The following is a 14,703-nucleotide window of genomic DNA, read 5'->3' on the forward strand; positions in this document are numbered from 1 at the left end:
CAGAGATCCACCGGTGCGCCAGGCGTCACCAACTGCCTGATTAATATTGGTAGTATTATCACAGATCTGAGGCTGAAAGCTCAATCTGATCACCAGCCTTTTGCATGCGGTTTTTCGGTATGAACAATAACTTCTGAGTCCATCATTCTAAGCAGCAATAACACAGCATAGACTAAGACAATACTGTTGAGAGCGACAATGGCTATCCGGCGATATTCCGGCTCCACCAGTGAAGGTAAAAATGGGATAAGACTGAATTTAAAAAACAAAGTGACTGCAGGAATGAAAAAATAAAGCGGGATAAACCCCCACATCTGGCCTCGCATCAAGCCGACCGTAGCTAACACACCAGAAAGCAGAACAAGGATAGCGACAATACTTGGCACAATTCCCACCTGGTTAAAGCTGAAAATAACGGCAAAAGTGTCGAAATAACGAAGCAGGCAGATAACCACCAGCACAGCCAAGCCCTTAGCTGCACTTACCATTCCATTGTTGTTGGGATATTCCATACCCATCTCTCTTCCGTGACAATGATTAGTCAACAAGCCATCTGCTCAAAAAATAAGCCACAGATTCTATGTGGGTTTAAGCAATGACTCAACTTAAAAATATGACAAATACCTCACTCACATCACACTCTTTGATTAATTTCTTAATAGACATCAGATAACTTATTAGTTCAACTTGCATGCCTGCCTATATACACATTGTGGTTTTCACTAAATCTGCAAAGCCCGTTAATGAACGTACAACCCGAGTTCCGGGCCGAATTTCGGATCGAGTATCACTTCCATAGCGATTGAGCCATACAGCTTTCATCCCGACTTGTTGAGCCGCCAATGCATCATTTTCAGGGTGATTACCGATATACCAACAATCCTCCGGGCTTTCTTTGGCTGAATTTATCGCAGCTTGGAATATTCGAGGATCCGGTTTGGCTACCCCGGCTTGTTCTGAGGTCATAACCAAGCTGAAATAATCCAATATTCCTGTTTCTCGCAGCTTTGCTGTTTGTTGGGAGGTAAAGCCGTTAGTAATAACAGCAAGGGGGGAGTGTGTGCGAAGCTGCTTCAGCGCCGGCTCAACATCAGAAAATAACCGCCAGTGACGACGATAAATACCATAATACTCAGCAAAGAGCTCATCAGCCTCAGCAATGGTTAGCGGCCGTTCAAACAACTCACTGATCCGCGCCCGGCGTTGTTCTTCAAAATTCAGCTCACCGGACCGCCATCGAGCGCGATGCCTGTCTGTAATTTCCCGCCAAAGCTGCTCCGGTGTGTCCGGGTAAGAAATAATGCTATCGCGATAACGCGCGAAAAAACTTCGTATGGCATCTCGCTCCGCGCCATCGTGATCCAGCAAGGTATTATCAAGATCGAAAAAAATCATAGGCCCTGCCCCACAACACCATACTCTCAGCTTAATTTCATCTTATTCATAATGACGAGAAAATTTCGTGAAATAGTTAACCTCTATAAACTTCTGTCTCTTCGATGGTGATTTTATAACTGCTCTTTAACTGTATAAGGTACTCAATAAAAACCGCTTTTTCGTCCACAAAAAAAACGCCCCTGAGGGCGGTTTGGTTTAATCATTTTAATTACTTTTACAAGCTAGGATTATGGCTGGTAAGTTACTTTGATGGCATCGGCGGCAATGCCGTAAGAGGTTCCCCAAGAGCTGTAAGCTCCGCTTACTCGAACCTTATACTCCCGACCTTTAACCAATGACACTACTGCTAATTGCTCGAAATCATGAGCATTGTCATATATATCGACAATTGTCTCTGCCAATACCTGATCATCTAGCAATAGTTGATATTTGGTTGTATCTGAACCATAACCATGTGATTTCCAAAAGCCGCCGGGAGTATTGAAATCAATCTTATACTGACCATCTTCTGCAACCAAGAATGTCCACTCAGCCTGAGCTGACGAGTCTGTAAAAAACAGATAATCCTTGCCATCCTGACCATAGTCATCTGAAGATTTCACCACACCTTTAACGTTAGCTGTAAAGTTCGCAGTATGGTGATCCATCAACATTCCCTGCAGGTCCGTACCTACAATGGTCGGCTCAGGAACCTTCGTCTGCTCAAGTTCATTAACTGCCTTATCAAGCTGTGCCTTCAACACCAGCATATCTGCTGTTGCCATCGCACTGTCAAAAGGAACCTTCTTTACCTCCTCCAACACAGCTTTAAGCTTATTGATCATTTCACCTGAATACTGACCCGGCAATTCTCCAGCTTGCACAGAGCCAAGCAATGTCTCTGTCTGTGAAATCAAACGTTCCAGCTCACCGGCTGCCGACAGGTTAGTATTGTCTGACACATATTCAATCTTGATAGCATCAGCAATCAACGGGCCTGTAATGATCTCAACACTGCGGTTATGTACCGTCACCTTGTAATCATGATTGGCATCAAACACAAACTCTCCCAGCGCCACATACTCACCGTTCGGTGCCAGTGGATAGTCAAATGGAGCCTCGTTATTCACACCTTCAACCAGATTAAACATCTTGTCATGCGATTCACCTGCAGATGAGAACACATTATAACGAGCACCAGTTGTAGCTCCGTGAGCCAATAGCGACCCCTTTGCAAAATCTGATGGCGTTCGCATAGACACGCGGTAAGTACCCGGTTTCGCTACACGGAACCACCAAGCCGCACTTGCAAAGTAATTTGCACCACTACCAGAAGCGTACGCATAAGTGTTACCTTCTGTATCACCTTCACGATCACTCTCAGCACTCCAGGTACCCACTGTTTCAAATGCAGCATCATCATTATCGATGATACATTCCTCACCAACTTCACATGTTACTGGCAGCTTGCTGGCCAGAGTTACAGCCGGCAATGGAATATCACCTTTATGTGGATCGTCCAAGCTCAGGAAGTTAGCATCGTTCACCGTAACTTCCTGACCATTACTGGTAAAGAAGTCACTGACCTGACCGGTCATTTCAACAAACAGGCCACCTGAACGCTTTAAAGAATCTGCTGCAAGGTAAATCAGAGACAAATGCTCTTTGCCCATTTCACCGGATTTGATTACTTCCACCAGCTTTTGGTTGTCCGCCAACATGCGCTGAACATTTTCCAGAGCCATAACCGGAGAAACATGAGTACCTCGATTAAATCGTGCAACTACCTTAAGCGGATAGCCATGTTCGGCACTAACAGAGAAACCACGGTTTACTGAGTAATTTGCCGAGTCATCAGCAACATGCCTCAGCGACTGCAGTCCCATCAGCTTAATCATAGGTTCAGTACCCGCCAATGGAGCGGCAATACTACCTTCAAATGGTGCGGTCGGCTTTCCGTCTGCGCTGTTCGGAATAGTCTGGTCCGGCAGCGTAATCATTGGTTTACCGTCTGCGGTGTACTGCTGATAACCATAAGCGTCAAGTACCGGTGCACCACCAACAACCTCAGCCATATAAATACCGGTATTACTGGTTTTCAGCTTGGCTGCAAAGTTCAGCGGATCAATATCATCAATAACACTCTGCAAAGTATAGAAGTAGTGCTCGAATGCCTTTGTACCCAACTCTAACGGGTGCTCAGCTTTAAGGTGCTTTAGTGCCCCCAGAATTTCAGGACGGAAACCCGGTGAGTGCTCCAGCAATTTAGGCACACCACCACCAGTTGTCAGCAAAGCAGCTGCCTGGATTTTAGGCAAGTTCGGGTTGAACTGATGCACCATCGGATCATTGTTCACCGCCACAAACGGCATACCCAATACACCACCCAGTGAATGGCCGACAAAGTAGACACGGCTGGTATCAAAATCACCGATACCGTCACCATCAAGGTCAATGTCTTTCAGGCTGGCATTCAGGTTCAGCAGATCTGAAATCGCCTGACGCATACGATCACGCTGGCTCAGCACATTACTGAAGTTCATAAAAGTTGAACCTGAGCTGCCTTCAAGCGAAGCAAGATCCCAACTCATCGGCTTCATCTGACCTGTTGGTGTACGTGTCGCGCTGAAGTGGCGCTCAACGATACCGTCCATTTCTTTCAGGCGATTAGACAACTCGGCTTTTTTCTCAAGCTCAGAGTCAGACGGTGTTGCTGTGCTTTCCAAGGTTTGCAACTCTTTCACGGTTTCGGCACGTAGCGAGTCCATACCAAAACCAATGAATGGTGAAGGCACCGCAGCTGTACCCACCAGTAACTGTGGCGAAATACCATGTAACGGAAGATCCATTGCAATCGTCGCAAAGCAGTCATTTCCCGGACGCTCTTTATCACACAGTGATGCCAGAGCCATACCCGCCGGGAAGCTGTTACTGCGGTCACCCAAAATGCCATGCTGAAAAATCACAACCGGCCAGCCCTGAGCCGGCTTATGTTTAGCTTCAGGCAATGTCACCAAGAAAGGAACTTTATACTCAGCCTGCTGTTCAGGATAAGGAAAAGCGGCTTTAGCATTAGTGCTTGTTGCTGCCATCCCCTGATCGCTGTATTTCCATTCATCATTACCAAATGATGCCAGTGAACCCTTTTTGATGTGACCGGTGTTATCCAGCTCTGGGGCAGCCAGGTAATAAGGCAAAGTAATGTGCCCCTGAGCAAATTTCACCTTCGGATAGCCAAAAGAAGCAGAACTGATAACAAAGCCGTCGGAAAGCAGCTGATCCAGCATAGAGCCATCCAGCTTAAAGTCTTTGTATTGCAGCTTAAGCTGATCAATCTGCTCCACTGACATACTGAACTGTTGTGCCAGTGATTCACTGTCTAATGAATTGAAAACCGTACCCAGCTTCTGCAGGAAAGGATCCAGCATATCGCCAATAGACAGATCGCGACGGATAATCCCTACCTTACGTGGTTGAGGAACAGCATTACCATTAACCGTTGAAGCCAGTAATTCATCTGCTTCCTGCTCAGTCAGTCCCTGGTTGATCAGAGCCGCCTTCGGGCTTGCCAATGCTTCCAGGCTTTCAGTACCAGTTGTCGTCGTGAAGGTAAAGGCATGTGCAACCTGCTCGCCCGCTTTCTTCGGATCAGCAGACAGATAAGTCGATTTCCCATTCTCAGCAAAACCACCGGCAATTGCAGCCAGGGCATCACTTGCCATACTGTGCCAGCGAGAAACAGCATTCGCGACAGGTTCACCTGTCGACTGCGAATGGCTGAAAGCATGGTAATCATCAGATGGAACAACTGACTGGCCATTAATGTCACGCAGAGTACTGGTCAGGATCACCAGATATTTTGTTTTAGATGCCAGCGGTGCCAACGGGCTGATACGCATTACATTGGCTTGACCGTCCAGAGTTACAACATTGGCACGGATCTGCTGCTGTGCCAGTTTCGCGCGATCAATCAACTTGCTGGCATTACCCTGATAACTTGCCAGCGATAAATACTCATCACTGTTTGATTTCAGCGGCAACACAAACACGTTCTGATCCGAGCCGGAAAATACCACGCTATCAGGATCCAGCGGCTGGCTGAAAGTAACATCAAACTGGGCGCTGGTTGAAAAGCCATCATTGTCGGCCAGCGTCAGACCACGACGGCCATTGATGCTTACCACACCGTCATCCGCTGTGTGGTAGTCCACACCTGCGGCAAAGCGAGCACCAAAACGTAAGTCATTCACCAAATCCATTTGCTGACTGTGCGGCGCAAAAATTACATGCGGCCGCTCTCCGGCACTATATAACGCATTATCGGTTTTAGCATTTGAAGATGAGCCGTCCAAACAGCCTGTTACAGACGCACTCATAGCCAGAATTACCACACTATCTTTCAAAGAAAGACGGCGAGATCGTTTGATAGATTGAGATGAATTACAAAGCACTAGACACCAATTAATCTAAACAGTGCCACAGCCAAATTCATTACATCATCATTAACCGCAGAAATACTGCCGACAATAAACTTCAGAATTTGGGTGTGGAACTATGTAATGGACGTTCAGAAGCAAAATAAGGTACTGACTGAATTCAGGACTTGAATACTCAACCAGTTGATATGACCAAACTGAATGGTCATACAAATATACTTCCTGCGAAAGGAGCGGGATTATACAGAGCAGCCCTTGCTGAGAGGTCGGATGTGCTTATTGAATTGATGAATAAAAAAGCAGTCGGTCATACATAAAAAGGCGTTGAGCAAAAAGTGTGCTCAACGCCTTTTTTGACTGTTTTTTATGAGTCAAATGCGACCCAAAATCAAAGTGTTAATCAACCCATGTTGACCCGTGCATTTCGGAACATTCGCATCCACGGGCTATTCTCATTCCAGTCATCCGGATGCCAAGAGTTAGCCACAGTTCGGAATACACGTTCAGGGTGCGGCATCATAATAGTGACGCGACCATCTTGCGTTGTCAGACCGGTAATACCATTTGGTGAACCATTCGGGTTAGCCGGGTAATTTTCTGTCGCATTGCCATAGTTATCCAGATAACGCAGTGCCACGGTGCCGGACTGTTCAATCGCCGCCAAATGTTCCGCATTGCGAACCTCAACCCGACCTTCACCGTGTGATACCGCAATCGGCATTCGAGAGCCCGCCATGCCATTGAAGAACAGTGAATCACTTTGCTGCACTTCAACCAGGCTGAATCGGGCTTCAAAACGCTCTGACTCATTGCGAACAAAACGCGGCCATAACTCCGCCCCTGGGATAAGATCGCGCAGGTTCGACATCATCTGACAACCGTTACACACACCAAGAGCAAAAGTGTCATTGCGGTGGAAGAAAGCTTCAAACTGATCACGAGCCATGTTGTTAAACAGGACTGACTTCGCCCAGCCTTCACCAGCCCCCAATACGTCACCGTAGGAGAAACCACCACAAGCAACCAGGCCATTGAAGCCGTCCAGAGCCACCCTACCTGACAGGATATCGCTCATATGCACGTCTTTAGCATCAAAGCCGGCACGATCAAATGCTGCCGCCATCTCGACATGCGAGTTAACACCCTGCTCACGTAAAATAGCCATCTGCGGCTTGGCACCTTTATTAACAGCTGGTGCAGCAATAAACGGAGCGGCAACATCCTGATTAATGTCAAAGCTCAGGCTTACATTCAAGCCAGGATCCGCTGCATCTTTCTTGGCCTCGAATTCCTGTAGCGCGCCCGCCGGATTATCACGCATTGCCTGCATCTGGTAAGTTGTCTCAGCCCAGATTGCACGCAACTCAGTACGACTCTGCTCCAGCACAAGATCATTACCATTCCAGATGCGAACCACATCTTCATCAACAACTGTACCGATAACATGGCTGCATGCTTCAAGACCGTTGGCTGCAAGCACCGACTGCACAGCATCAAGTTCGTCAGTACGTACCTGAATCACCGCGCCCAATTCCTCGTTGAACAGCGTCGCCAACACATCATCACATTCATCGTTGTCTGATGTATTAATATCGACTTCCACCCCGGTATGGCCAGCAAAAGCCATTTCTGCCAACGTGACATACAAACCACCGTCACCACGGTCATGATAAGCCATTAGCTTACCGTCGCGGATCAATGTCTGAATCGCATTAAAGAAACCTTTCAGTAGCTCCGGACTATCGACATCTGCCGGTTTGTCACCCAACTGCTTGTAAACCTGTGACAAAGCAGTAGCCCCCAGGCGATTCTGACCACAACCCAGGTCTATCAGCAGCAGGCTTGAATCACCTTTATCAGTACGAAGCTGAGGAGTGACTGTCTTGCGAATGTCTTCGACACGGCCAAATGCGGTAATGATCAGTGACAGCGGCGAAGTCACCTCTTTCTGTTTGCCGTTATCTTCCCATTTGGTTTTCATCGACATGGAATCTTTACCGACAGGAATCGTCAGGCCCAGTGCAGGACACAGCTCTTCACCGACCGCTTTCACCGCATCATACAAACCGGCATCTTCACCCGGGTGACCCGCCGGAGACATCCAATTTGCAGAAAGCTTGATGCGCCTAAGATCGCCGATATCTGCACTGGCAATGTTAGTAAGCGACTCACCGACAGCCATACGGGCTGAAGCGGCAAAGTCCAGCAATGCAATCGGTGTTCGCTCACCCATTGCCATCGCCTCACCATGGTAGCTGTCATAACTGGCAGCAGTAACAGCACAGTTGGCAACTGGAACCTGCCACGGACCGACCATCTGATCACGGGCAACCAGGCCGGTCACAGTCCGGTCACCGATAGTGATCAGGAACGTCTTCTCTGCAACAGCCGGAAGACGGAGCACCCGGTGAGTCGCTTCTTCCAATTCAATACCGCTACGTTCAATCGCTTTGCCTTCTGCCTTCTGTGATTTCACGTCACGGTGCATCTTTGGCGGCTTACCAAGCAGGATATCCATCGGCATATCAATTGGGGTGTTGTCGAAGTGGCTGTCTTCCAGCGTCAGATGACGCTCTTCAGTGGCCTCACCAACCACGGCATACGGTGCACGCTCACGCTGACAAATAGCGTCAAAGGTATCCATATTTTCTGTGGCAACAGCCAGCACATAGCGTTCCTGCGATTCGTTACACCAGATTTCCAGCGGGCTCATACCCGGTTCGTCATTCGGCACCTCTCGCAGCTGGAACTTACCGCCACGTTCACCGTCATCCACCAGCTCAGGCAAGGCGTTAGAGATACCACCCGCACCCACATCGTGAATAAAGGCAATCGGGTTGGCTTCACCCATCTGCCAGCAGCGATCGATCACTTCCTGACAGCGACGTTCCATTTCCGGGTTTTCACGCTGCACCGATGCAAAATCCAGATCTTCGGCTGACTGACCAGACGCCATAGAAGACGCAGCACCACCACCAAGACCGATATTCATTGCCGGACCACCCAGCACAATCAGCTTCGCACCAACCGGAATTTCTTTCTTCTGAACATGCTCGGCACGGATATTACCCATACCACCGGCAATCATAATCGGCTTATGGTAACCACGAATTTCTTCACCGTTATGGGAGCTGACTTTTTCTTCATAAGTACGGAAATAACCCAGCAGGTTCGGGCGGCCAAACTCATTATTAAATGCAGCACCGCCCAGCGGGCCTTCCAGCATAATATCCAGCGCGTTGACAATTCGGCCCGGCTTACCAAAGTCGGTTTCCCATGGCTGTTCAAAGTCAGGGATACGCAGGTTAGAAACAGTAAAACCGACCAGGCCGGCTTTCGGTTTACCGCCGATACCGGTAGCCCCTTCATCACGGATTTCACCGCCGGATCCGGTCGATGCTCCCGGCCATGGTGAAATCGCCGTCGGGTGGTTATGGGTCTCCACTTTCATCAGGATATGGGCATCTTCCTGGTGGTAGTTGTACTGGCGGGAATTTGGATCCGGGAAGAAACGGCCGACATTCGAGCCTTCCATTACCGCCGCATTATCCTTGTAGGCCGACAGAACATAATCATTGTTCTGCTCAAAGGTATTTTTAATCATCTTGAACAGGGATTTTTCCTGTTCAACACCGTCGATAGTCCAGTCTGCATTAAAAATCTTATGACGGCAGTGCTCAGAGTTCGCCTGAGCAAACATCATCAGCTCGATATCATTCGGGTTACGGCCCAGTCTGGTGAAGTTTTCCACCAGGTAATCAATTTCATCCTCAGCCAGTGCCAGACCGAGGGTAACGTTTGCGTCTTCAAGCGCCTTACGGCCTCCGGCAAGGATATCAACACATTTCACCGGTGCAGGCTCCGCATGACTGAACAGCGCAGCTGCCGCTTCCATATCGGTAAACACCACTTCCATCATGCGGTCATGAAGTAATCCTTTCAGGGTTGTAAGCTGGGCTTCACTCAGATCAGCGGTGGTTTCTACGTAATATGCAGTACCGCGCTCAAGGCGTTTGATTTGATTCAGGGAACAGTTATGGGCGATGTCGGTCGATTTAGATGACCACGGGGAGATAGTACCCGGACGAGGGGTAACCAGCAGCAACAGACCGGTTGGCTCATGCTCTGCAATCGTAGGGCCGTAGGTCAGCAAACTGGCCAGCTTGTTTTGTTCCTCGGCATTCAGCGGTGCTGACAGTTCAGCAAAATGCATGAACTCAGCATAAATGCCTGACACAGGCAGCTCTAATTCGCGGCAACGCTCCAGTAGCTTGTTAACGCGAAACTCAGACAGTGCGGGTGAACCACGCAAAATTTCCATGTGCGTACGTCTCTCGATTAGCAGTTGAATGAAGGTGATATTGACCTAATCCCGGTTCAGCACCGGAAAAATCACGTCAATGTCACCTCTTTCCCGGCTGTTTTTACAGCAAGCAGAGGCGATGCACTCATGACAGGGCAGCAACTAAACAGCGTTCTTCATTCCCGTACTATATAAGTTTCGGGAGTTTCGAAGCAGGTGCTGGAAGCTCTGCGAGGCATAGTATAAGGGAAAATTTTTTGTGACGTAACACCTGACGCAACCGTTTGCGTAATTTTTTTTCATTCCTGTTCCAAACATTAAGAAAAAACGATGAGCCAGCTCAGCAGAGCTGAAATTGAACTAGTATTTAGATGCCGGGCAGCTCCCATACATACATTGTCCTGATGTCCGGAAATTGTAATTTGACGGGAGAATCATCACTGGGAGGATGGGAGTTGCTTTGCTGAATTGGCGAGCTTTGGTATAAAGAACATCAAATTATAATGATGAGCATATCTTGTTGAGCAATCTTCGATTAACTTCTAACCTCCGGTATACCCTGGCACTATTACTAAGCATGCTATTGCTTAGTGGTTGCAACTGGCTGCAACAGGACACCCGCAGTGATCTGGAGAAGATCCGTGAAAGTGGCGTCCTGCGTGTCGGCACGCTGAATAATCAGCTCTCTTACTATATTGGCAACGATGGTCCGACAGGTCTTGATTATGAACTTGCACAACGGTTTGCCGCCAAGCTGGGTGTCAAACTGGAAATGCAGCCAATGTTTACTCTGGCCGGACTTTTCCCCAGCCTTGAACGCAAAGATGTCGATATCATTGCTGCGGGCCTGACCATGACCGAAGACCGCCTGTCTGGATTCCGGGCTGCCCCCGCCTATTACTACGCCAGCCAAATCGTAGTCTATAAGAAAGGCCAGTGGCGTCCGCGTGACACAGAAGATCTGGCTAAAAATAAAGGTTCACTGGTTGTTGTTAAAGGCTCCAGCCACGAGAAAAGCCTGGACACTCTCAATGTTCTTTACCCGCAGCTTCAATGGGAAGCAATAGAGGAAACCGACAGTGATGAGTTGCTACGCATGGTTGCCAGAGGCGATCTGGATTACACCATTGCTGACTCAGTAGATGTCGCCCTCAGCCAGCGAATCCATCCGGATATTGCCGTTGCCCTCGAATTGACCGAAGATGAGCCGATCGCTTGGTTCCTCAACAAAACCACCGATGACAGCCTGTATGCGCTGCTGATCGAGTTCTTCGGTGAAATGAAACAAAGCGGTGAACTGGGCAAGCTGGAAGAGAAATATTTCGGCCATGTCGACAGCTTTGATTATGTTGACACCCGAGCATTCCTGCGAGCTATCGAGAAAAAGCTTCCTCGCTGGGAACCTCTGTTCAAAAAGTATTCGAAAGAGCTGGACTGGCGTCTGATTGCTGCACTTTCTTATCAGGAATCCCACTGGAACCCGCGCGCAGTTTCTCCGACCGGAGTGCGCGGTATGATGATGTTGACCCTGCCAACAGCAAAGTCTGTGGGTGTGAAGAATCGTCTTGATCCGGAAGAAAGTATCCGGGGCGGCGTTGTCTACCTACGCAAGATGATTGCCCGTGTGCCTGACAGCATCGAAGAACATGAAAAAGTCTGGTTTGCCCTGGCGTCTTATAACGTAGGTTTCGGCCATATGATGGATGCCCGCCGCCTGACCAAAAAACAAGGTGGTAACCCGGATGCCTGGAGCGATGTTAAACAACGCCTGCCACTTCTGCGCCAGCGCAAATACTACAAGCAGACCCGTTATGGCTATGCCCGTGGTGATGAAGCGCTGAACTACGTGGAAAATATTCGCCGCTATTACCAGAGTATTATCGGCTATGAGCAAGCGCACAATACAACACCGAATCAGGACAAAGAGGAAGGTATCGCGGTCATCGACAGCTTAAGAACGATCACCCCGCCACTACAGCAAGATGGTAGCAAACAGACAAAACTTGAAGGCGAAAAAATAGATACCAGCCTCGCTAAACCGACCAAACTTGTCAGTAAATAACCATCCCCTTCTTTTTATAAGCAGCCCTGTTAATACAGGGCTGTGCTTTATATCAACCGACATAAAATTAGTGATAGAAATATCACATTGAGTATTGATGGTTTTGCAAAGAAAGCCGTAATTTTGCGATCGGGCTCATTCTCAAATGATGAAAATTTGGTAACAATCAACTCATAACCCTGAACAAGATTCAGGAAAATGATTGTAGTGTGGGCACACTTGTGCCTTTGCTTTATGGGAGAAACTTATGCGATTCTCAAAACAGAAAAAAGCGGTGAAAAGCCTGAAGAAACGCATGACATCAATCGCAACAAGACGAAAACGCATGCATGCTAATACCCGCAAGAAAGTGTTATGGCGCCAGCGCAGCTATGTTGTAGCAGCAACAGCCGCTTGTTAGCCTTGCTAACAATAGAACGATAAACAAAAGCTAGCGACACCAATTGTCAGCGCAAAGAAACAGAAAAAAGCCCGACTCAATGAGTCGGGCTTTTTGTTTGATCACTGGCTCTCAGCCTGTGCAGCCTGGCGGGCCTTTTTCTCGGCTTTTTTCTCGGCCCGTCGACGTTTAAAAAACGCCTGTAACTGAGCCCGGCATTCCTCTTCCAGCACCCCGGATTCACAGGCGACATGATGATTGACCTGCTCATAACTCAACAAGTTCATAATACTGCCTGCCGCACCAGTCTTCAGATCGCTGGCACCAAACACCACCTTACCAATACGGCTGTGTACCATAGCACCGGCACACATAGGGCACGGCTCCAGAGTGACATACAAAGTTGCATCCAGCAGGCGATAGTTCTGAATCACCTTGCCTGCTTGACGAAGAGCCATCATCTCTGCGTGAGCTGTAGCATCATGCTGACCAATAGAGCGGTTCCAGCCTTCTCCAATCACCTGACCGTCATAAACCACAACCGCCCCAACAGGAACCTCTCCTTCCTGCTCGGCTTTGGCTGCCAGCTCAATGGCTCGGCGCATATATAGTTCATCTTGGTTTTGATCGGTCACAGGCTTTCTCAAATCATTGCAAACATGGGAGGCGCATTATAATGCCTTGCTCTGCCCTTACCAACTTATTCCCAGTCAAACAATGCCGCAAAAACACTCTCCCTCTTTCACCCTCAATTGTTACCAGGCAGTAAAAGTAATTTGCACAACAAGGTGATTATCATCTCTTTTTGAAAAAATATAATACTAGCCATCACAACGAGGAACGCTGCTATTAACCGGCGTCATCGACCTGAGGTTTATCTTCTACAGTGTAATCATAGCTATGCGTCAATAGATAAGCGCAAAGCTGACAAGAAAGAACATAAGCCTTAATGAACAGTATCCAATCACAGAATAAGCGAGAACAGAATGTCTGAACAATTTATCAAATCCAAAGCAGCCATTGCCTGGGGTCCGAATCAGCCACTGTCGGTTGAGGAAGTCGATGTTATGCTACCGAAAGCCGGTGAAGTTCTAGTACGTATTATTGCTACCGGTGTTTGTCATACCGATGCCTTCACCCTGTCCGGCGACGATCCGGAAGGCATTTTCCCGGCGATTCTAGGTCATGAGGGCGGCGGTATTGTTGAGATGGTGGGCGAAGGCGTTACCAGTGTCGAAGTTGGTGACCACGTAATCCCACTTTACACCCCGGAATGCGGCGAGTGTAAATTCTGTAAATCAGGTAAAACCAACCTGTGCCAAAAAATCCGTGAAACCCAAGGCAAAGGCCTGATGCCGGACGGCACAACCCGTTTCTACAAAGACGGCCAGCCAATCTATCACTACATGGGCTGCTCGACTTTTTCTGAATATACAGTACTGCCTGAGATTTCACTGGCGAAAGTCAACAAAGATGCGCCACTGGAAGAAGTCTGCCTGCTGGGCTGCGGTGTTACCACTGGTATGGGTGCGGTATTGAAAACAGCCAAAGTACAAAAAGGCGATAATGTCGCTATCTTTGGCCTGGGCGGTATCGGCCTGTCAGCAATTATCGGTGCGACGATGGCCGGTGCCAGCCGTATCATCGGTGTTGATATCAACGAGAGCAAATTCCAGCTGGCGAAAGAGTTGGGTGCTACCGAATGTATAAATCCGAATGATTATGACAAACCAATTCAGGAAGTGATCGTCGAAATGACCGACGGCGGTGTCGACTTCTCCTTTGAATGTATCGGTAACGTCAACGTTATGCGTTCCGCACTGGAATGCTGCCATAAGGGCTGGGGCGAATCTGTCATCATCGGTGTTGCCGGTGCCGGCCAGGAAATCTCAACCCGCCCGTTCCAGCTGGTGACAGGCCGCGTATGGCGTGGTTCTGCCTTCGGTGGTGTGAAAGGTCGCTCTGAGCTGCCGGAAATTGTTGAACGTTACATGGCTGGCGAGTTCAAACTTGATGACTTCATTACCCATACCATGGGGCTGGAAGAGATCAACAACGCCTTTGACCTGATGCATGAAGGCAAGAGCATCCGTAGCGTGATCCACTACGACAAATAATCCCTGCGTCACAGTATAAGCGCTGCTTC

8 protein-coding genes are annotated in these 14,703 nt (G+C 48.5%); 3 read left to right on the forward strand and 5 right to left on the reverse strand.

What is annotated here, in order from left to right:
- Positions 1 to 89: 89 nt before the first annotated feature.
- The 4 genes from AACQ93_RS13470 to purL form a co-directional block, all read right to left on the reverse strand.
- Complete coding sequence (locus tag AACQ93_RS13470) at positions 90 to 512, reverse strand: hypothetical protein (RefSeq protein ID WP_339367451.1); 423 nt, start codon at positions 510 to 512, stop codon at positions 90 to 92.
- A 187-nt stretch (positions 513 to 699) separates the two neighbouring features.
- Positions 700 to 1,395 carry an HAD family hydrolase gene (locus AACQ93_RS13475; protein WP_064605604.1) on the reverse strand — a complete coding sequence of 232 codons (696 nt, stop codon included), beginning with the start codon at positions 1,393 to 1,395 and terminating at the stop codon, positions 700 to 702.
- Positions 1,396 to 1,625: 230 nt separating this feature from the next.
- A complete protein-coding gene (locus tag AACQ93_RS13480) occupies positions 1,626 to 5,753 on the reverse strand; it encodes a golvesin C-terminal-like domain-containing protein (protein WP_064605606.1) in 4,128 nt (1,375 codons plus the stop codon).
- 460 nt (positions 5,754 to 6,213) lie between these two features.
- The gene (purL, locus tag AACQ93_RS13485) at positions 6,214 to 10,134 is read right to left on the reverse strand and encodes a phosphoribosylformylglycinamidine synthase (RefSeq protein WP_064605608.1); all 3,921 of its coding nucleotides are present in this window, start codon (positions 10,132 to 10,134) and stop codon (positions 6,214 to 6,216) included.
- A gap of 559 nt (positions 10,135 to 10,693) precedes the next feature.
- Here purL and mltF point away from each other — a divergent pair.
- Positions 10,694 to 12,178, forward strand: coding sequence for a membrane-bound lytic murein transglycosylase MltF (gene mltF, locus AACQ93_RS13490; protein ID WP_064605609.1), 1,485 nt, complete (start codon positions 10,694 to 10,696; stop codon positions 12,176 to 12,178).
- A gap of 247 nt (positions 12,179 to 12,425) precedes the next feature.
- Positions 12,426 to 12,578 carry a hypothetical protein gene (locus AACQ93_RS13495; protein WP_007466654.1) on the forward strand — a complete coding sequence of 51 codons (153 nt, stop codon included), beginning with the start codon at positions 12,426 to 12,428 and terminating at the stop codon, positions 12,576 to 12,578.
- Positions 12,579 to 12,679: 101 nt separating this feature from the next.
- On the opposite strand, the gene tadA is transcribed toward AACQ93_RS13495, so the two are convergent.
- Positions 12,680 to 13,192: a tRNA adenosine(34) deaminase TadA gene (gene tadA, locus AACQ93_RS13500; protein WP_084419158.1), complete on the reverse strand. Its 513-nt coding sequence runs from the start codon at positions 13,190 to 13,192 to the stop codon at positions 12,680 to 12,682.
- A gap of 351 nt (positions 13,193 to 13,543) precedes the next feature.
- On the opposite strand from tadA, the gene AACQ93_RS13505 reads away from it, so the two are divergent.
- The gene (locus AACQ93_RS13505) at positions 13,544 to 14,674 is read left to right on the forward strand and encodes an S-(hydroxymethyl)glutathione dehydrogenase/class III alcohol dehydrogenase (RefSeq protein ID WP_064605614.1); all 1,131 of its coding nucleotides are present in this window, start codon (positions 13,544 to 13,546) and stop codon (positions 14,672 to 14,674) included.
- Positions 14,675 to 14,703: the final 29 nt, after the last annotated feature.

The sequence above is a fragment of the Photobacterium sp. J15 genome, from assembly GCF_963870815.1.
Taxonomy (GTDB): domain Bacteria; phylum Pseudomonadota; class Gammaproteobacteria; order Enterobacterales; family Vibrionaceae; genus Photobacterium; species Photobacterium marinum.